The sequence below is a fragment of the Parasulfitobacter algicola genome (genome assembly GCF_013315265.1).
Lineage (GTDB): Bacteria > Pseudomonadota > Alphaproteobacteria > Rhodobacterales > Rhodobacteraceae > Parasulfitobacter > Parasulfitobacter algicola.
This window is the reverse complement of record NZ_JABUFE010000004.1, coordinates 254,104-273,419: the sequence shown is the minus strand read 5'-3', so window position 1 is coordinate 273,419 and position 19,316 is coordinate 254,104. Positions and strand designations below refer to the sequence as shown.

Below are 19,316 nucleotides of genomic sequence, written 5' to 3'. Positions count from 1 at the left end.
TTATGCTTGGATTACATCCTTTGTATCTGTCTATGACCAGCTTGCGTTTATTGTATCGCAGGCTGGGTCAAAAACTGATCCTAATGGGTGTCATAGCATTTACTTTGGCAAGCTGTGCCACAGCGCCTATGGGCGTCAGTTCAGCCCAAAATGAAATCGCAAAACAGCGTATGCGGTTCCTGATGGAAGCCGCGTGTCTGAACGAAACGACGTTGCGTGCGCAGCGTCAGGTACTGGATAAACAGGGCTTTGCGGACAAGCGCCCAGACAAGGGTGGGCTTAGTTATAATGATGGGCCGTCGCTGGTTTTTGCCAATCTTGATCCGAACAGATGGGTTGTTTCGAACCTTGACGGTCTTCAAAAGCGGATTGATGGCAATGGATGTTCCGTTGGATCGCCCGCGATTTCAATCAATGACGCCAATGATATCGTGGCACAGGTTCTGGCGCCCCGTTTGATCAGTGATACACGTCGGCTGCCCGCAACTTTGGGTGTTGGCAGGTCCAGTACAGATGGCGGGAATGGTTACTTCTTTGAAGATTTTGCCATTGTTGTCAGTCAGGGTCAGATCACGTTCAGTGATGCACAGGGTCGATCCTCAGTGTTGCCCATCACAAACATCACTGTCCTAAGGGAGCGTTGATCACAAAATGACAATTGCTGTCTCTGATAATGATGTGATCCGAATTGAGAAATCGATGACCAATTTGGTTATGCTGTGTGCGGGATCATTTGTGATGGCTTGTGTCAGTCTGATACTGGCATTGGGCTGGTTGCCGAGTGTGGATCAAACCAATTTTGTTCAGCGGCTGTCCTTTGTTGGCTGGATTGGTGTGGTTTTCTTTGGGCTTTGCACGGGTATGATCATTCGTACTGCTTTTTTTGGCCCGAAAACAGTTCTTACCATCGCGCCCACAGGCTTGCATGACACGCGTCTTAGCCAAAATGAAATTCCGTGGAATGCGGTTCAATCCGTTACGACTTGGGAACAGAGCAAACAAAAACTAGTTGTTCTTTCAATTTTACCTGACGCCGAAGCGCAATTGAGGTTGACGCGAATGGTGAACATGACACGCAAAGCCAATGCCAGATTGGGTGTCGATGGTTTGTGCGTCTCAAATGTTGGCCTGAAAACCACTTTTGATCAGCTGTTGCAGTTTATAACGAATTACTTTTCGCAATATGGATCTGTTACATCCGAAAGGCGCGTTTGATCATGCGGCTAATCATTCTGATATCGGGTCTTCTTATGGCGCTAACGGCCTGTACCCCACAGGTTGACAGGAATGCAGGTCCGGGGATTGATTTCGTGTCACCGGGCCGTGCGGCGGCACTTTACAAACAGGTGTGTGTAAGCAACGCGACTAATTTTGAAAACGTCCCTGCTGTACTTGCACAGATGCCGTTCCGCCAAGAACCTGAATCAGGTATTTACTATCACCAAGATCTGAACCTGTCGTTCCGGTTGGGGAAATCAAAAAACAGCGATTTTTGCGGAATGGTCTGGGCATCAGTTGATCCGGAAAACGCCAACCTGGCCGCTATCCGTTCGGTGGCCCCGCACGCGCAGGTGGAACAAACGCCTATCGTCGGATTTTTCCGTGCGGTCATCCCAGAAAGAAAGACCGCCAGATGAATAATATGATCAAAACAAACGGACTGTGTCCAATAGACTTACATGAAAACCTAAGGGATCAGAAATGGTAATACTCGTAGACGAAAATACAAAAGTCGTCTGTCAGGGATTAACTGGCACCTATTCCGTCCCCTGTTGGGTGAAGGCATTTTTGCTGTTTGAGCGGCTGGAGCCATTGGACACAATGCGATGAGAGAGCAGGATGAGCGAACTACAGTCGAATACCCAGGAAACGATTACGATTTTTCCCAATCAAATTGGATGGGGACTGATTATCGGGATTGCTTTGATCGGAGTTTTTGGTGCAGCAATGATGGTGGTGACCTGGTCAGAGCAGGAATGGATCATCATAGCGATGTGTGCCGCGTTGGGTGCCTTTGGATTGGGTTTCGCACTTCTGTTGATCCGCAAGCGTCGAAAAGGCATTTCGAACCCGACGCTGATGCTATCGCCAAGTGGACTGCATCTGATGGCAGGCGCCACAGGCGTGATCCCGTGGAATATGATACAAAGCCTTGGACATCTGTCAGTCAAGGGTCAACACGCACTGGTGTTAAACGTCGAAAAATCTGCGATCGATGTGTTGAATCAGTCTGCGGCGGTAAAGACATCCCGCAAGATCGATGCGGCCATTGGCATCAACGGAATAACGTTTTTTCAGCAGCATCTGCAGCTTCCAATCGAAGTGGTGGCCGAGCTGCTGCATCAGTATTCAGTCGCACATGGTGGCCTGCCGCTTGTGGCAGACCAACAACATCATTCCAGTTCATAAATACCACAGGAGGCCTCGATGGCTGTACTCGTTGACGAAAATACCAAGGTGATCTGCCAAGGCTTCACCGGCTCTCAGGGCACGTTTCATTCCGAACAGGCCATTGCCTATGGGACCAAGATGGTTGGTGGCGTGACGCCAAGCAAGGGTGGGATAACGCATTTGGATTTGCCTGTATTTAATTCTTGCCATGAAGCGGTCGCGACGACGGGTGCTAATGCATCTGTGATCTATGTGCCGCCGCCCTTTGCCGCGGATTCGATCCTCGAGGCGATTGATGCTGAAATCCCTCTGATCTGCTGCATCACCGAAGGTATTCCGGTGCTGGACATGATGAAGGTGAAGCGCGCTTTGGAAGGATCAACTTCGATCCTGATCGGCCCGAACTGCCCCGGTGTCATCACGCCTGATGCCTGCAAGATCGGCATTATGCCGGGTCACATCCACAAGCGCGGATCGGTTGGAGTTGTCAGCCGATCAGGCACTCTGACATATGAGGCCGTCAAACAGACAACTGACGTGGGCCTTGGTCAGTCGACCTGCGTCGGCATTGGCGGTGATCCGATCAAAGGGACCGAACATATCGATGTGCTGGAATGGTTCCTGGCCGATGACGAAACCCATAGTATCATCATGATTGGCGAAATCGGCGGGTCTGCTGAAGAAGAGGCCGCCCAGTTCATCGCGGATGAACGTAAGAAGGGTCGTTCAAAACCAGTCGCCGGTTTCATCGCCGGTCGCACCGCCCCCCCCGGTCGCCGCATGGGCCACGCCGGCGCGATCGTCGCGGGCGGCAAAGGTGGTGCCGAGGATAAGATCGAAGCCATGAAATCGGCTGGTATTGTCGTAGCTGAAAGCCCTGCGGGTTTGGGTGAAGCTGTTCTGAAGGCGATTGGGTAGAAATGGGACCACGGCAAGCTATAACCACCTGCTTGCGAAAATCCTTCGTATTCTCAGGCCGCGCCTCGCGGTCTGAGTTTTGGTGGTTTGCGACGTTGTGGCTTTTAGGAATTTTAACAGTAGCTTGGATTGAACCAGAATTCATGGTTAGAAATCTAACCGTTTTGCAGTTTTTCGGTTTTTTATTTGTAGTGTGTATGCTGCCAGTTTTTGCTGCAATTTACCGTCGTCTGTCAGATACCAAAGTCACGCCTAAAGTTTTCTTAATTATACCGTTGTTTCTAATAATAGCTCCACCATTGGTATATTTTATCGACCAGTCTCATTATGATTTCTATGCCAAAACTAGAATGATGCCTGAAGCACTATTAGCAATACTGGGCTATTTTGGTGCAATTACTGCTCTTTTAGTACTCTGTTCCCTTCCAAGCGCTAGTCACTCTAAAAAACACGGTCCCAACCCACATGAGGTAACCCCATGACCGAACATACCCCCAACGACGTCTTTCATGCCTCTAGCTTTATGCAGGGGCATAATGCCGAGTATCTGGAACAGCTTTATGCCCGATACGCCAATGACCCAAATGCGGTCGATGAGGCGTGGCAGGCGTTTTTCAAGCAGATGGGCGACGCCGATCAGGATGTGAAAGCCGAAGCGCAGGGGCCATCCTGGGCGCGTGGCGACTGGCCACCGCAACCGGCTGATGATCTGACGGGGGCGCTGACCGGGGAATGGACCGAACCAGCTGAGATCAAAGATGCGGGCAAAAAGATCGCAGCCAAAGCCACTGAAAAGGGCGTTGAGGTCAGCGATGATCAGATCAAACGCGCTGTTCTGGACAGTATCCGTGCGCTGATGATCATTCGGGCTTACCGGATCCGGGGGCATCTTGTGGCTGATCTGGACCCCCTTGGTATGCGCGATCAGACACCGCATCCTGAGCTGGATCCAAAGACCTATGGCTTCAGTGAAGCCGATATGGATCGACCGATCTTTATTGACAACGTGTTGGGTCTTCAGATTGCATCGATGCGGCAAATTCTGGATATTGTGAAACGCACCTATTGCGGCACATTCGCGCTGCAGTACATGCATATCTCGAACCCGGATGAGGCCGCTTGGCTGAAAGAACGGATCGAAGGCTATGACAAGGAAATCACCTTTACCCGCGAAGGGCGCAAGGCGATCCTGAACAAGCTGGTCGAGGCCGAAGGCTTTGAAAAATTCCTGCATGTCAAATACATGGGCACTAAGCGGTTCGGTCTGGATGGTGGCGAGGCGCTGGTGCCTGCCATGGAACAGATCATCAAACGTGGCGGTAGCCTGGGTGTGAAGGACATCGTCGTGGGTATGCCACACCGGGGACGTTTGTCGGTGTTGGCCAATGTGATGGCTAAGCCGTATCGTGCGATTTTCAACGAATTTCAGGGGGGCAGCTTCAAACCAGAAGATGTCGATGGGTCGGGGGATGTGAAGTACCATTTGGGCGCGTCGTCGGATCGCGAATTTGATGGCAACACCGTGCACCTGTCGTTGACTGCGAACCCATCCCACCTTGAAGCTGTGAATCCTGTTGTTCTGGGTAAGGCGCGTGCCAAGCAGGAACAGCTGAACGATAAGAAACGCAAACAGGTGCTGCCGATCTTGCTGCACGGTGATGCGGCTTTTGCAGGGCAGGGCGTTGTGGCTGAATGTTTCGGTCTGTCAGGTTTGGTTGGGCACCGCACTGGTGGTACGATGCATATTATCGTCAACAACCAGATCGGGTTCACGACGGCCCCGCATTTCAGCCGGTCCAGCCCCTATCCCACTGATATCGCGCTGATGGTCGAGGCCCCGATTTTCCACGTGAACGGCGATGATCCTGAGGCTGTCGTGCATGCGGCCAAAGTTGCGACCGAGTTTCGCCAAAAATTCCACAAAGATGTTGTGATCGACATCTTCTGTTATCGCCGCTTTGGTCATAACGAGGGCGACGAACCGATGTTCACCAACCCGGTGATGTACAAGCGGATCAAAAAGCATAAGACAACTTTGCAGCTTTATACCGAACGTCTGGTCAAAGACGGGTTGATCCCCGAGGGCGAGATTGAGGATATGAAAGCCGCGTTTCAGTCCTATCTGAATGATGAATTTGAAGCTGGTAAGGATTACAAACCCAACAAAGCGGATTGGCTGGATGGGCGGTGGTCGCATCTGGATCGACGTGATGAGAAGGAATATCAGCGCGGATCAACCGAAATCAGCATCAAGACCTTTAAGGAGGTTGGCAAGGCCCTGACAACAGTGCCCGACGGGTTCCCACTGCATAAAACAGTTGGGCGGCTTTTAGAGGCCAAAAGCAAAATGTTTGAAACCGGCGACGGCTTTGATTGGGCCACAGCCGAGGCTTTGGCATTTGGATCGCTGGTCACCGAAGGGTATCCTGTGCGCCTGTCTGGCCAGGACTCGACGCGCGGTACCTTCAGCCAGCGTCATTCGGCAGTGATCAACCAGAATACCGAAGAACGGTATTATCCTTTGAATAGCATTCGAAAGGGTCAGGCCCGCTATGAAGTCATCGATTCTATGTTATCGGAATATGCGGTGCTGGGTTTTGAATATGGTTATTCGCTGGCCGAACCTAACGCATTGGTAATGTGGGAAGCGCAATTTGGTGATTTCGCCAATGGCGCGCAGATTATGTTTGACCAATTCATCAGCTCGGGTGAGGCCAAGTGGCTGCGGATGTCTGGTTTGGTCATGCTACTGCCCCATGGATACGAAGGGCAGGGACCAGAACATTCATCGGCTCGTTTGGAACGGTTCTTGCAAATGTGCGGCAGCGACAACTGGATTGTTGCCAATTGTTCCACGCCTGCCAATTATTTTCACATACTGCGTCGCCAACTTCACCGTGATTTCCGCAAGCCTTTGGTTCTGATGACACCGAAATCATTGCTGCGTCATAAGATGGCGATCAACAAGATGGAAGATTTTGTCGAAGGCTCAAGCTTTCACCGCGTTGTGTGGGATGATGCTGAAAAGGGTAATTCGGACACTAAACTTAAGAAAGACAAGGATATTCGCCGTGTCGTGATGTGTTCTGGCAAAGTCTACTATGATCTGTTGGAAGAACGTGACGCGCGCGGGATTGACGATATCTATTTGTTGCGTGTCGAACAATTCTATCCTTTCCCGGCGATGTCGGTTGTCAAGGAACTGGAACGCTTCAAAGGCGCTGAAATGGTTTGGTGCCAAGAAGAACCCAAAAACCAAGGCGCCTGGAGCTTTATCGAACCCAACATCGAATGGGTCTTGGGGCGTATTAATGCAAAACACGGCCGGCCTGCTTACGTGGGTCGTGCGGCGTCTGCTTCGCCTGCGACAGGCTTAGCATCGCAACATAAAGCACAACAAAAAGCGCTGGTTGATGACGCGCTTACGATTGAAGGGTAACGAAAATGTCTACAGAAGTCCGCGTCCCAACATTGGGTGAAAGCGTAACAGAAGCCACCGTTGCCACTTGGTTCAAGAAGCCGGGCGATACGGTTGCTGTGGATGAAATGCTGTGTGAGTTGGAGACCGACAAAGTGACGGTTGAAGTGCCATCACCCGTTGCTGGAAAACTGTCCGAGATTGTGGCTGCTGAAGGCGACACCGTTGGTGTCGACGCTTTGCTGGCCAATATCAGTGAAAGTGGGGAAGCCGCGGAAACAAAAGAAATCGCCAAGCCAGCCAAGGAGGCTCCGGCTAAAAAAGCGGCGGCGTCTTCTGGTGGCAGTGTCGATGTGATGGTGCCGACGCTGGGCGAAAGTGTGACTGAGGCGACGGTCTCTACATGGTTCAAAGCAGTTGGCGATACTGTCGCACAGGACGAAATGCTGTGTGAGTTGGAAACAGACAAGGTCAGCGTTGAGGTTCCCGCCCCCGCCGCAGGTACGCTGACCGAAATTTTAGCTGCAGAAGGCGCAACGGTTAACGCCAGCGCAAAGCTTGCGGTGCTTTCATCAGACGTTTCCGCGTCTTCTTCAAGCGTCAGCCCCGCAGCACCAGCCGCAATTGCTGACCCTGCAGCGGCAAGCGGAAAAGATGTGGAAAACGCACCATCAGCCAACAAACTGATGGCCGAAAATAATATGAGCGCGGATCAGGTTACTGGCACCGGTCGGGACGGTCGCGTGATGAAAGAAGACGTGCTGAAAGCACTCAGCGCACCCAAGGCAGAAGCTCCTTCGGCCGCTACGATACCCCGTGCGCCAGTGGCCGCCGACGATGCAAGCCGCGAAGAACGGGTCAAGATGACCCGCTTGCGCCAAACCATCGCCAAGCGCCTGAAAGACAGCCAAAATACCGCCGCAATGCTGACCACGTATAATGAGGTCGACATGACCGAGGTCATGGCCTTGCGCAGCGAATACAAAGAGCTGTTTGAAAAGAAACATGGCGCGCGTCTTGGCTTTATGTCCTTCTTTACAAAGGCCTGCTGCCATGCATTGAAAGAGATCCCAGAGGTCAACGCTGAAATCGACGGCACTGATATCGTTTATAAAAACTTTGTCCATATGGGTATCGCTGCGGGAACACCAACCGGGCTGGTCGTCCCTGTGATCCGCGACGCCGACAGCATGTCATTTGCTGAAATCGAAAAAGCCATCGCTGAAAAAGGCAAACGCGCCCGCGATGGCAAACTGTCGATGGCTGAAATGCAAGGCGGGACGTTTACGATTTCAAACGGTGGTGTCTATGGGTCGTTGATGTCCAGCCCCATTCTGAACCCGCCGCAATCGGGTATCCTGGGGATGCACAAAATTCAGGACCGCCCGATGGTGATCAACGGCGAAATCAAGATCCGCCCGATGATGTATCTGGCCCTGTCCTATGACCACCGCGTTGTGGACGGCAAAGGCGCGGTGACATTCCTGGTCCGCGTGAAAGAAGCGCTTGAGGATCCGCGACGGTTATTGATGGATTTGTGAGGTAGCTTATGGACTTGAAGGAATTTATTATCGAAACAATTAGTGGAATAGTCGACGCTACTGACCAGTTGCAGACGAGCTATGAGCCGACAGGTACAATAATTAATCCACCGGTTTCGAATTCTGAACGTGATCTATACGAAGAAGGAAGTTCGAAGCACAGATACCGAAGGGTTGAGGTTGTAGAATTCGATGTAGCCGTTTCTGCAGCGTCTGAAACCGGCGCTGGAGGTAAGGTTGGTATCAAAATTTTATCTATTGAAGCAGGTGCAGACGGAAATCATAGCCGAAAAAATGAAGAAGCGAGTAGAGTTCGCTTTTCAATACCAATAGCATTAAAACCAAGCAGTGCTGAGGCTGCAAATAAAGAAGCATCGAAAAAAAGAAGACGATCTGCTAATGAAATGGCTAATAACTATAAATGACTAAGTATTATCCAGACAATTGCTGTGGAAAAATGTAAACAGGATTTATTGCTTATATCAGTGGCAATGATAGTCATTCCGTTTTCGATCAGTATGGCAGCCGTCTTCGCCAGTTCGGCCGCTGTGGCCTAGTTCAAAATCGCTTTTAGACATTTGAGCAACGGACATGGGCTGTATTGCCAAGACGCAAATCAATATAAGACTGCTAAAAGACATTGGCTTTGCCCTGAAAATCAAAATTCTCTTGGTCTGTCAGTGCCAAAATTTGATTAACGACAGATTAAAAGATGATATTATAGCGTGACCCAACAAACAGAATGACACATTTTGAACTTAGCTTTTTAAATGGACCATGTTGCTTATGAAAATGCTTAGAAACGTTGCTTTGATCTTACTTCTGATCGCAGGTGGTCTGGTTTTCTATACCCAAGCCATGCTCCGTATGGGGTCGGGTATTCCGCCCCAGATGGCGTCTACTGACCAGCAAGCGGATGCTATTTTTGTTGATAAAAGCGACCGCCGTCTTCAGCTGTTACGCGATGGAAAGGTTATCCGCGACTATACCATATCGCTGGGCGATCAGCCCTTGGGCCACAAAACACAAGAAGGCGATGAGCGAACGCCCGTTGGTACCTATGAAATCGATTGGCGCAATGAAAATTCCATTGCTCATTTAAGTCTTCATATCTCCTACCCCAACCCCGCTGACAAAGCCCAAGCAGCACAGCGCAGCGTATCTGCCGGTGGCAACATCATGATCCACGGTATCCTGAACGGATGGGGATTTGTCGGCCCCTTGCAGCGTCTGGCTGATTGGACAAACGGGTGTATCGCTGTCACAAATACTGAAATGCGCGAAATCTGGTCGTTGGTGCCGAATGGTACACCGATCACGATACAGGATTAACAGATGCAAACGGCCACAGAGGATACACGAAATGCCGTTTCGAAAGTTATCTATTGGGGATTTATCACCATTTTGATTTCCATCATTTTGATGAAAACCATGGCGTATATTTACCCGATAATAAAAGCTGAACAGCCGGAAATTGTAGTTCCCGGCCTCCGCAATGATACCGTGGTTTTTACAATTGTTTATTTTATTATTGGAATTGCACCGCAGACTCTATTGCTGATCACCATTCTTATGCGGTCAGGCGCAGGTCTTTGGATTGTTATCCTGCTTACTATTCCTGAATTGGGCAAAGTCGTCGTATATAATTTCACGGAACAATTTTTTGTGACTGTGTCTATAGAACAGATGTTTCAACAACATATTGCAATCATATCGCTTGTGATCGCCATTGTAATACTGATCTATCTGATCAAAACGCAGGAGCTGCGCCGCCCATGACGCCTGAACTTACCACTCTGACGCTGGCTGCTTTGTTGCAGGTGATCCAATTTATACTTATGGCGATACCCGCCAATCTGGAACTTGGCACGGCCAAAACACTAAGTCCGCGCGACCCAGGCCGTCTGGATAAGCCGTTGATGGATCAGATGTCACCAAGAACATCACGTTTATATCGCGCACTGAATAACCATTTTGAAGCGCTGATTCTGTTTTCTATCGCTGTTATGGTAATTACGGTTACGGATCAGTCCACGTTTGTGACGCAGTGGGCCGCATATCTTTATCTGCTGGCGCGTGTTCTTTACGTTCCGGCGTATGCGTTTGGATGGGTTCCATGGCGGTCGTTAATTTGGTTTGTCGGCATGGCGTCGACGGTCGTTATACTAGCGGCCGCCCTTATATGAGCAAACGCACTTGGCTTACGACCGCTCTTTATTGGGGTATTGCACTGATCTTGGCATGGTGTCTTTTGATTTCATTTCATGCCTCCACTCAGGAACCTTATCCCGCCCATTGGCGATTTATCATTTGGTGGGCCGTGCTTTTGGGCACGCATCTTTTGCGGCTGCCTATCGTTATAGTGATTTACATTGCTTACTTCATCGATGCTTTTAATGGTTTCATGCTGATGCTGTACTCTGCCCAACCGGGGGCTGATCCATTTAGTCTGTTGTTGGTGTTTTCACCGTTGATTTTGCTCGGACTTTTTATCTGGCTTTGGCAGAGTGATCAGTATGACCGTCTTTCGCGACGAAAGTCACAAGACGGCACTTGACCCTCAAGCCGCAACACTCTTTATCTACGGTAACCTCTGAAGGAGACCTTTATGTCCAGCTATGACGTCATCATAATCGGCAGCGGCCCCGGCGGCTATGTCTGTGCAATTCGCTGTGCTCAGCTGGGCCTTAAAACAGCCTGTGTCGAGGGGCGCGAAACCCTGGGCGGCACCTGTCTGAACGTGGGCTGCATTCCGTCAAAAGCCCTGCTGCATGCCAGTCATCAGTTGCATGAAGCCGAACATAACTTCGCCAAGATGGGCCTGAAGGGCAAATCGCCCTCGGTCGATTGGAAGCAGATGCTGACCTATAAGCAGGAAACGATTGAGGCCAACACGAAGGGCATCGAATTTCTGTTCAAGAAAAACAAGATCGACTGGCTGAAAGGCTGGGGATCAATCCCCGAAGCCGGCAAGGTCAAGGTCGGGGACGAGGTGCACGAGGCTAAGAATATCGTGATCGCCACCGGGTCCGAAGCCGCCAGTCTGCCGGGTGTTGAGATTGACGAAAAGGTTGTTGTCACCTCAACCGGCGCACTTGAACTGCCCAAGGTGCCCAAGAAGATGGTTGTGATCGGCGCCGGTGTCATCGGGCTGGAGCTTGGGTCGGTCTACACCCGTCTGGGGACCGAGGTGCATGTGATCGAATACCTCGATGCCATCACCCCCGGCATGGACGCTGAAGTTCAGCGCACCTTCCAGAAGCTGCTGACGAAACAGGGCATCAGCTTTACCCTGGGCGCTGCGGTCCAAGGGGTTGAGGCCACCAAGACCAAGGCGAAAGTCACCTATAAACTGCGCAAGGATGACAGCGAACATACCGTCGATGCGGATGTCGTTTTGGTATCGACCGGGCGCAAACCCTATACCGACGGGCTGGGTCTGGACGCGCTTGGCGTAGCGATGACCGACCGGGGTCAGGTCAAGGTAGGTGATCACTGGCAGACGAATGTGAATGGCGTCTACGCGATCGGTGATGCCATCGAGGGCCCCATGCTGGCCCACAAGGCCGAGGATGAGGGCATGGCCGTCGCCGAAACCATCGCCGGTCAGAAGGGCCATGTGAACTATGGCGTCATCCCCGGCGTGATCTACACCCACCCCGAGGTCGCGAATGTCGGCATGACCGAAGAGCAGCTGAAAGAAGCCGGGCGCGCCTATAAGGCGGGTAAGTTTTCCTTCATGGGCAACGCGCGGGCCAAGGCGAATTTTGCGGCCGATGGCTTTGTAAAAATTCTGGCGGATAAGGAAACCGACCGTATTCTGGGCGCCCATGTGGTTGGCCCTATGGCCGGAGATCTGATCCACGAAATTTGCGTCGCCATGGAATTCGGCGCCGCGGCCGAGGATCTGGCCCGCACCTGCCACGCCCACCCCACCTATTCCGAGGCCGTGCGCGAAGCGGCACTGGCCTGCGGGGACGGCCCGATCCATTCGTGATGAAACGCACGCTGGGCACCTGCTACTATCCCGAACACTGGCCGGAACAGATGTGGCAGGCCGACGCGGCGCGTATGGTGGACACCGGCCTGACATGGGTCCGCATAGGTGAATTCGCCTGGTCCCGACTGGAACCCACGCCCGGCGATCTGCAGTTTGACTGGTTGGACCGTGCGATCGATGTTCTGGGCGCCGCGGGGCTGAAGGTGATCCTGGGCACACCCACCGCCACACCGCCCAAATGGGTCGTCGACAAGCACCCCGATATGCTGGCTGTCGATGCAAACGGCCACCCCCGCAAATTCGGCTCTCGCCGCCACTATTGCTTTTCGCACCAGGGCTATCGCGACGAATGCCGCCGCATCGTCACACTGCTGGCCGAACGCTATGGTGCAAACCCTCATATCGCCGCCTGGCAAACCGACAACGAATACGGCTGCCACGACACCACCGTGTCCTACTCAGACGCCGCATGCCGCGAATTTCGCAACTGGCTGGCCCAGAAGTACCAATCCCCCGACGCCCTGAACCGCGCCTGGGGTAATGTCTTCTGGTCGATGGAATACACCGACTTCGACCAGATCGACCTGCCCAACCTGACAGTGACCGAGGCCAACCCATCCCACCACCTGGACTTCCTGCGCTTCAGCTCGGATCAGGTCGTCAGCTTCAACCGCCTGCAAACCGACATCCTGCGCAAACACACCGACGCGCCGCTGATCCACAACTACATGGGCCGCGTGCTGGACTTCGACCATTTCGACGTCGGCGCTGATCTGGATATCGCCAGCTGGGACAGCTACCCAATCGGGTTCCTCTCTGACCGGCTTGAGGCGACCGATGATCACAAAACCCGTTTCCTGCGGCAGGGCGACCCGGATATGCAAGCCTTTCACCACGACCTGTACCGCGCTGTCGGGCGGGGCCGCTGGTGGATCATGGAACAACAACTGGGCCCCGTGAATTGGGCGCCTTACAACCCGGCCCCGCTGCCCGTCATGGCCCGCCTTTGGGCGTGGGAGGCATTCGCCCACGGGTCTGAGGCCGTCTGCTATTTCCGCTGGCGTCAGGCCCCCTTCGCGCAGGAACAGATGCACGCGGGCCTTTTGCGCCCCGATAACGAACCCGCCCCGGCTTTGGCCGAGGCACGTCAGGTCGCAGATGAAATCGAAACCCTGCCCGACACCGGCACCGCCACCGCAGACGTTGCCCTGATCTTCGATTATCCGTCCGCCTGGGCGTGGCAGGTCCAACCCCAGGGCGCCGATTTCGATTATTTCCGCCTGACCTTCGCCTTCTATAAGGCCTTGCGCGTCAACGGCCTGAACATCGATATTCTGCCGTCGACCACCGCCGATCTGTCGACCTACAAACTGGTCCTGGCCCCCGGTATCCTGTCGCTGCCTGACGCCCTGATCACGGCCCTGACCCAATTCGACGGCACCGCCATCCTGGGTCCGCGCACCAATACCAAGACACCGAACCTGTCGATCCCGACACCGCTTGGCCCCAATATCCCCTGTCTTGACGCGCGTATCACCCACACCGAAAGCATCCCGCCATCGGCCGATATCCCGCTGGAAAACGGCCGCATGGTACACTGGTTCGAACATCTGGAAGGCGCCGCCGATGTCGCGCTGAAAACCAAAACCGGCGCAGCCGCAATGGTCCGCAATAGTGGGCTGCACTATCTGGCGGGCTGGCCCGACCCTGATACGCTGACGGATATCATTAAAACCGCCTGCGCCCGCGAAGGTATCTCCACCCACACCCTGACCGACGGTCTGCGCCTTCGCAATACCGCGACGCACCGCTTTATCTTCAACTATGCGCCCGACGCGGCCAAGTGGGGCGATACCGACATCCCCGCCGCGGGCGTCCACTGGGAACCACTGGTGTGACCATGTGCGACTGGGGCACACTGCCCGACGGTCGCACGGCCAAGCTGATCACCTTGTCCAATGACCGCCTGCGGGTGAACGTCCTGAGCTTCGGCGCCGCCATTCAAAGCGTCCACCTTGACGATATCCCCCACAGCCTGACCTCCGGTTTCGACCATCTGGCCCCCTACCTGAGGGGCAAGGGTGCGAACGGCTGCATCGTCGGCCCTGTCGCCAACCGTATCGGCGGCGCGCAGGCCATGATTGATGGCCAGCTACACCATTTCGACGCCAACGAAGCGGGCCGCACCACCCGCCACAGCGGCAGCGCCGGGACACACCTGCAGCTATGGCACCCGACCATGGTCGCCAAAACCTATGCCGAACTGCAACTGCCCCTGCCCGATGGTCAGGGCGGCTTTCCCGGCAATCGCACCCTGATCGCCGCATTCATCCTGTCTGAAGCGACCCTGTCCCTGCGCCTAAGCGCCACGACGGACCGCACGACGCTGATCAATCTGGCCAATCACAGCTATTGGAATCTTGGCGGCGCACCGACCTATGCGGGCCACAGGTTACAGATCAACGCCGATCACTACCTGCCCACGCACGACAACCTGCCCACCGGCGAAATTGCCCCGGTCGCAGGTACGCACTTTGATTTTCGCACGCCGCGCGACCTGACCCCCGGCACAGACGCTGTGCTGGATCACAACTTCTGCCTGTCCAACACCCGCCGCCCCGTCACCGACGTCGCGACCCTGACCGGGCCATCAGGCCTGAGCATGACAATGGCCACGACCGAACCCGGCCTTCAGATCTATGACGGCGCGAATTTTCCAGGTGCGCCTTATGCGGGTCTGGCGATAGAAGCCCAAAGCTGGCCCGACGCCCCAAATCATTCGATTTTTCCAAGTATTAATCTGTCGCCAGACCATATTTACAGCCAAACAACATGTTGGACGTTCGGACAATCCTAGTACAGTTCAATCGAACTGATACCCAAATTGATTAATATCTTCGCGGCATATATTTTTTAAAACATCAGCACTTTCACTGTCGTAATACGGTCGATAATCGTTTTGCCGGTTTGATTTATTGACATGCTGCACTTCTGGCATAAAGCCCAAATGCTTTGCCAAAGGGGCCATATCATCGGTCAATTTTTCCAAACGAATAAACAGATCGCAGTGCATTTGTCCGTCTGCAGTCATAACGTAGCTGCGATAGGGATTCTTTCGAAATGAGCTTTGGATCTGGGGATGGTGCAAAAATTCTTTGAAGCTTAGCGTTTTTGACAGTGCCACGGCGGGATGATTGAAATTCTGGATCTGCAGCCAATGATAATAGCTGACCATGCGGTCCCATGGATTACGCACAATTGTGAATACAAAAAAATCCTTGGGCTGCAGCGTGTCAAACATGCCTTGCAGATCATGCAAAGACGAATGTTTCCACAGTCTTCCTGTTGTTTTTATAGTTTTCAGTCGGTTGCGTCTTTTTTGTGCTTTTGGCGTATCGCCTGCCAGTATGTCGTCTTTCGCCGCTTTTGCCTCAAGCGCCATAGCCATTGACGTGCCACCGGTTTTGGGGATGTGAATAAAAAGATACCGTCTGCTGGGCGAATAGATCATGGGAAATGCTAAGCGTATTAGTGCTGTATAGGCAATATTTGATCAACGCATTGTCGTAATTGCATAGCTGGGATAGTTTGATCAAAAGAATACAGGGCAGAGCAGCCAGACATGACCGCATTGAAACAATATGCCCGGCTGGAAACAACGGGACTTTGGCGCAGCTCGAAAGAAGCGCAGCGCAAAGACGTGATTGTGTCTTTTGGTGACGCGACATTGGTCATTGCCGATAAAAATGATCGTGCGCTGTCGCATTGGTCGTTGTCAGCGGTTGATCGGTTGAACCCCGGGCAGACGCCGGCCTTGTATGGTCCAGAAGGGGATGATCAGGAACAGCTTGAAATTGCGGATGACGATATGATCCTTGCGATCGAAAAAGTGCGCAAAGCTGTTGAACGTCATCGACCACATCCCGGCCGATTGCGTTTGCTGGGCTTTGCGGGCAGTTTTGTTGCGGTTCTGATCATTTTAATACTATGGCTGCCCGGGGCACTGCGGGATCATAGCTTGCGCGTTGTTCCTGACGTTAAACGTGCCGAAATCGGGAATGCGTTGCTTGCCAAAATCGAACGTATCGCAGGGCAACCTTGCATGTCGCCCGCTGGCAGTCAGGCGCTTGATATGATGCGCAGTCGCGTGATGATTGCTAACCCGATTACGATTTATCAGTCTGGTTTGCCGATAACAGTTCATTTGCCCGGCGGCGCCATTCTTGCGCAAGCTAAGATATTCGAAGATCACGATGCCCCGGAAGTGGCTGCGGGTTATCTGGTGGCCGAAGCGGCGCGCGCACGTCAGTCTGATGCACTAAAGGATTTGCTGGATCACGCAGGCTTTATCGCCACATTCCGGTTTCTGACTACTGCCAATTTTCCTGATGCAGCCCTGACGCGCTATGCGGAAACATTGCTCAGCACACCGCCCAAACCAATTGATGACGAAGATCTTCTTGCGGCCTTTGACGCGGCTGATTTACCGATTTCGCCATATGCCTATGCGCTTGATCCATCGGGCGAAACAACGCTGGCCTTGATCGAAGCAGATCCGATTTCTCCCCAAACAACATCACAGATTTTGCCAGATGGGGACTGGATCAGCCTGCAGGGTATTTGTGGCGAATAACCGATATCTGCGAATTTGATGTAAATGCGTGCCATTTATGGCAGTTTTTGCGACTTCCCTCTCGCACCTTGGCGCTAGATTCCTTATAAAGTGCCGAGTTCATGGGGGAGTCGGTTATTATGTCGTCGGATTTATCGCCTATCGACCGGGCAAAGTTTTTTGCAGCACGGCGTGCGACGGATTATGTCGAAAATGGCATGCGTGTTGGCCTGGGCACCGGATCGACGGCGGCTTGGTTAGTGAAATGCCTTGGCGAAATGGTGCGTGACGATGGCTTGAATATCGTTGGTGTGCCAACATCGCTGCAAACTGCCACGCTGGCACGTGATGTTGGCATTACGATCCTAAGTCTGGACGAAGCGCGTTGGCTTGATCTGACGATTGATGGTGCCGATGAATATGATGGCAATCTGAACCTGATCAAAGGCGGGGGGGGCGCGCTGTTGCAGGAAAAGATTGTTGCAACCGCAAGTGAACGAATGATCGTCATCGCTGATGCCAGCAAACAGGTTGATACTTTGGGCGCTTTTCCCTTGCCTGTCGAAGTGATCCCATTTGGCTGGCAAACGACCAAAACATTGGTCGAGGAAATGCTGATTGGGCTGGATGTCATGGGGCGACAGTCGACACTGCGAATGAATGGCAGCCAGCCTTTTGTAACAGATGAAGGAAATTATATCCTGGATTTGAACTTGCGCCGGATCGGAAATGCCCAGCAATTGTCGCTGGTCCTAAACCAGGCGCCCGGTGTGGTGGAAAACGGTCTGTTTGTGGATATATGTGATGCAGTTGTAATCGGATATTCGAATGGCAAGGTGGAAGTGCGCGATATAAATGATGGCACCACAGAAACCGGCCACATTGAGATCGTAGAGAAAGATAACCTTTTTTCCGATATCAGCGAATGAAGGATCTTAAATGAGCTTTGACTATGATCTTTTTGTCATCGGTGGTGGCTCTGGCGGTGTTCGTGCTGCGCGCGTTGCGTCTTCGGAAGGGGCCAGTGTTGCATTGGCCGAAGAATATCGCATGGGCGGCACTTGTGTCATACGGGGATGCGTGCCTAAAAAGCTAATGGTCTTTGCAAGCGAATACCGCGAAATGTTCAAGGACGCGCGATCCTATGGTTGGGATGTTCAGGACGGTGATTTCAATTGGCCAGAATTCCAAAGCACTATGTCAGGCGAACTTGACCGGTTAGAACAGATTTATCGCGACCTTCTCAAAAGCTCGAACGTTACGATTTTCGATGCGCGCGCAGTCATGATTGATCCGCATACTGTGCGCCTGTCCACTGGTGAAGAAAAGATAGCCAAACATATTCTGATCGCAACCGGCGGGCATCCGGTAAAGCCCGATTTGCAAAATGCTGAACTTGGCATCACCTCGAATGAAATATTCAAACTGAAGACATTGCCAAAATCGATACTGATTGTTGGCGGCGGATATATCGCCTGTGAATTTGCCTGCATTTTGAACGGTATGGGCGTTGAGGTTGTGCAGTATTATCGCGGCGCACAAATTCTGCGCGGTTTCGATGATGAAGCCCGTGGTCTTGTTGCCGAATTGATGCGCGAAAAAGGCGTTGATCTGCGCACCGGCACAAATATCGTCGAAATGGCGCGTGCGGATGACCATGATCCTGATTCACCTCAGGCCACGGCGTCTGATGCGGCATTTGGTGGCGTCTCTGGCCTTGAAAAACCAAACGATCACATCGTGAATTACAACGGCCCTGTTTGGGTCAAGGCGACAAATGGCAATGAACGCGTTTTTGATAAGGTTATGTTTGCGACGGGCCGTACCCCAAACACCAAAGATATGGGGTTGCAGGATATTGGTGTGAAAATTGGGCGCCGGGGCGAGATTGAGGTTGACGATTATTCTCAAACCGCAATCCCATCCATTTACGCCATTGGTGATGTGACAAACCGCGTACAACTGACCCCGGTCGCCATTCGTGAAGGCATGGCCTTTGTCGAAACTGTTTTCAAAGGCAACCCAACCAAGCCTGATCATGATCTGATCCCGTCGGCGATTTTTACGCAGCCGGAAATGGGTACAATTGGCCTGTCCGAAGAAGAAGCACGTGACAAAGAGCCTGTGGAAATCTATTGTACATCTTTTCGCCCCATGCAGACTGCCTTTGCTGGACGTCCGGATCGCGTATTGATGAAACTTGTCGTTTCAGTTGAAACCCGTAAGGTTTTGGGCTGTCACATTGTCGCGCCACATGCGGGTGAAATGATACAACTGGCAGGTATTGCGATTAAGATGGGCGCAACAAAAGAAGACTTTGACAGAACTGTTGCCGTTCACCCCACAATGTCAGAAGAGATTGTTACAATGAAAACACCGGTAAGGACGGCTTGAATTTCCGATGTTTACCATCAAGTAAAGCACTAAGAACATAAA

At 52.5% G+C, this 19,316-nt stretch carries 20 protein-coding genes; 19 read left to right on the top strand and 1 reads right to left on the bottom strand.

Annotated elements, in window-relative coordinates; genetic code table 11:
* Positions 1–2: 2 nt before the first annotated feature.
* The 16 genes from HRQ87_RS09635 (at position 3) to HRQ87_RS09560 (ending at position 15,125) form a co-directional block, all read left to right on the top strand.
* Positions 3–644, top strand: a complete 642-nt coding sequence (locus HRQ87_RS09635; protein WP_174137696.1) for a hypothetical protein — start codon at positions 3–5, stop codon at positions 642–644.
* A gap of 7 nt (positions 645–651) precedes the next feature.
* Complete coding sequence (locus tag HRQ87_RS09630) at positions 652–1,215, top strand: STM3941 family protein (protein ID WP_174137694.1); 564 nt, start codon at positions 652–654, stop codon at positions 1,213–1,215.
* 2 nt (positions 1,216–1,217) lie between these two features.
* Positions 1,218–1,637 (top strand): hypothetical protein, encoded by a 420-nt coding sequence (locus HRQ87_RS09625; protein ID WP_174137692.1) that lies wholly within the window; start codon positions 1,218–1,220, stop codon positions 1,635–1,637.
* A gap of 202 nt (positions 1,638–1,839) precedes the next feature.
* A complete protein-coding gene (locus HRQ87_RS09620; protein WP_174137690.1) occupies positions 1,840–2,409 on the top strand; it encodes an STM3941 family protein in 570 nt (189 codons plus the stop codon).
* Between the two features lie 18 nt (positions 2,410–2,427).
* Positions 2,428–3,309, top strand: a complete 882-nt coding sequence (gene sucD / locus HRQ87_RS09615; protein ID WP_174137688.1) for a succinate--CoA ligase subunit alpha — start codon at positions 2,428–2,430, stop codon at positions 3,307–3,309.
* 2 nt (positions 3,310–3,311) lie between these two features.
* Complete coding sequence (locus tag HRQ87_RS09610) at positions 3,312–3,791, top strand: DUF805 domain-containing protein (RefSeq protein WP_174137686.1); 480 nt, start codon at positions 3,312–3,314, stop codon at positions 3,789–3,791.
* Positions 3,788–6,748 (top strand): 2-oxoglutarate dehydrogenase E1 component, encoded by a 2,961-nt coding sequence (locus HRQ87_RS09605; protein WP_174137684.1) that lies wholly within the window; start codon positions 3,788–3,790, stop codon positions 6,746–6,748. Before HRQ87_RS09610 ends, HRQ87_RS09605 begins: the two co-directional genes overlap by 4 nt.
* Positions 6,749–6,753: 5 nt before the next feature.
* Entirely contained in the window at positions 6,754–8,268 is a 1,515-nt protein-coding gene (gene odhB / locus HRQ87_RS09600; RefSeq protein ID WP_174137682.1) for a 2-oxoglutarate dehydrogenase complex dihydrolipoyllysine-residue succinyltransferase, read from the top strand.
* A gap of 8 nt (positions 8,269–8,276) precedes the next feature.
* Positions 8,277–8,693, top strand: a complete 417-nt coding sequence (locus HRQ87_RS09595) for a trypco2 family protein (RefSeq protein ID WP_174137680.1) — start codon at positions 8,277–8,279, stop codon at positions 8,691–8,693.
* A 361-nt stretch (positions 8,694–9,054) separates the two neighbouring features.
* Entirely contained in the window at positions 9,055–9,600 is a 546-nt protein-coding gene (locus tag HRQ87_RS09590; RefSeq protein ID WP_246251979.1) for a L,D-transpeptidase family protein, read from the top strand.
* A gap of 3 nt (positions 9,601–9,603) precedes the next feature.
* Complete coding sequence (locus tag HRQ87_RS09585) at positions 9,604–10,047, top strand: hypothetical protein (RefSeq protein ID WP_174137676.1); 444 nt, start codon at positions 9,604–9,606, stop codon at positions 10,045–10,047.
* Positions 10,044–10,454, top strand: coding sequence for an MAPEG family protein (locus tag HRQ87_RS09580; protein ID WP_174137674.1), 411 nt, complete (start codon positions 10,044–10,046; stop codon positions 10,452–10,454). Before HRQ87_RS09585 ends, HRQ87_RS09580 begins: the two co-directional genes overlap by 4 nt.
* Positions 10,451–10,825, top strand: coding sequence for a hypothetical protein (locus HRQ87_RS09575; RefSeq protein WP_174137672.1), 375 nt, complete (start codon positions 10,451–10,453; stop codon positions 10,823–10,825). Before HRQ87_RS09580 ends, HRQ87_RS09575 begins: the two co-directional genes overlap by 4 nt.
* A 51-nt stretch (positions 10,826–10,876) precedes the next feature.
* A complete protein-coding gene (lpdA, locus tag HRQ87_RS09570) occupies positions 10,877–12,265 on the top strand; it encodes a dihydrolipoyl dehydrogenase (RefSeq protein ID WP_174137670.1) in 1,389 nt (462 codons plus the stop codon).
* Complete coding sequence (locus HRQ87_RS09565; RefSeq protein ID WP_174137668.1) at positions 12,265–14,166, top strand: beta-galactosidase; 1,902 nt, start codon at positions 12,265–12,267, stop codon at positions 14,164–14,166. Before lpdA ends, HRQ87_RS09565 begins: the two co-directional genes overlap by 1 nt.
* Positions 14,167–14,168: 2 nt before the next feature.
* Positions 14,169–15,125 (top strand): aldose epimerase family protein, encoded by a 957-nt coding sequence (locus HRQ87_RS09560; RefSeq protein ID WP_217430430.1) that lies wholly within the window; start codon positions 14,169–14,171, stop codon positions 15,123–15,125.
* Between the two features lie 6 nt (positions 15,126–15,131).
* On the opposite strand, the gene HRQ87_RS09555 is transcribed toward HRQ87_RS09560, so the two are convergent.
* Complete coding sequence (locus tag HRQ87_RS09555; protein ID WP_174137663.1) at positions 15,132–15,779, bottom strand: sulfotransferase family 2 domain-containing protein; 648 nt, start codon at positions 15,777–15,779, stop codon at positions 15,132–15,134.
* Positions 15,780–15,890: 111 nt separating this feature from the next.
* On the opposite strand from HRQ87_RS09555, the gene HRQ87_RS09550 reads away from it, so the two are divergent.
* The 3 genes from HRQ87_RS09550 to HRQ87_RS09540 all read left to right on the top strand — a co-directional run bounded on the left by HRQ87_RS09550 (position 15,891) and on the right by HRQ87_RS09540 (position 19,274).
* Positions 15,891–16,901: a hypothetical protein gene (locus HRQ87_RS09550; RefSeq protein ID WP_174137661.1), complete on the top strand. Its 1,011-nt coding sequence runs from the start codon at positions 15,891–15,893 to the stop codon at positions 16,899–16,901.
* Positions 16,902–17,020: 119 nt separating this feature from the next.
* On the top strand, positions 17,021–17,809 hold the full coding sequence (rpiA, locus tag HRQ87_RS09545) for a ribose-5-phosphate isomerase RpiA (RefSeq protein ID WP_174137659.1): 789 nt from the start codon (positions 17,021–17,023) through the stop codon (positions 17,807–17,809).
* 10 nt (positions 17,810–17,819) lie between these two features.
* Positions 17,820–19,274 (top strand): FAD-dependent oxidoreductase, encoded by a 1,455-nt coding sequence (locus HRQ87_RS09540; RefSeq protein ID WP_174137657.1) that lies wholly within the window; start codon positions 17,820–17,822, stop codon positions 19,272–19,274.
* Positions 19,275–19,316 lie beyond the last annotated feature (42 nt).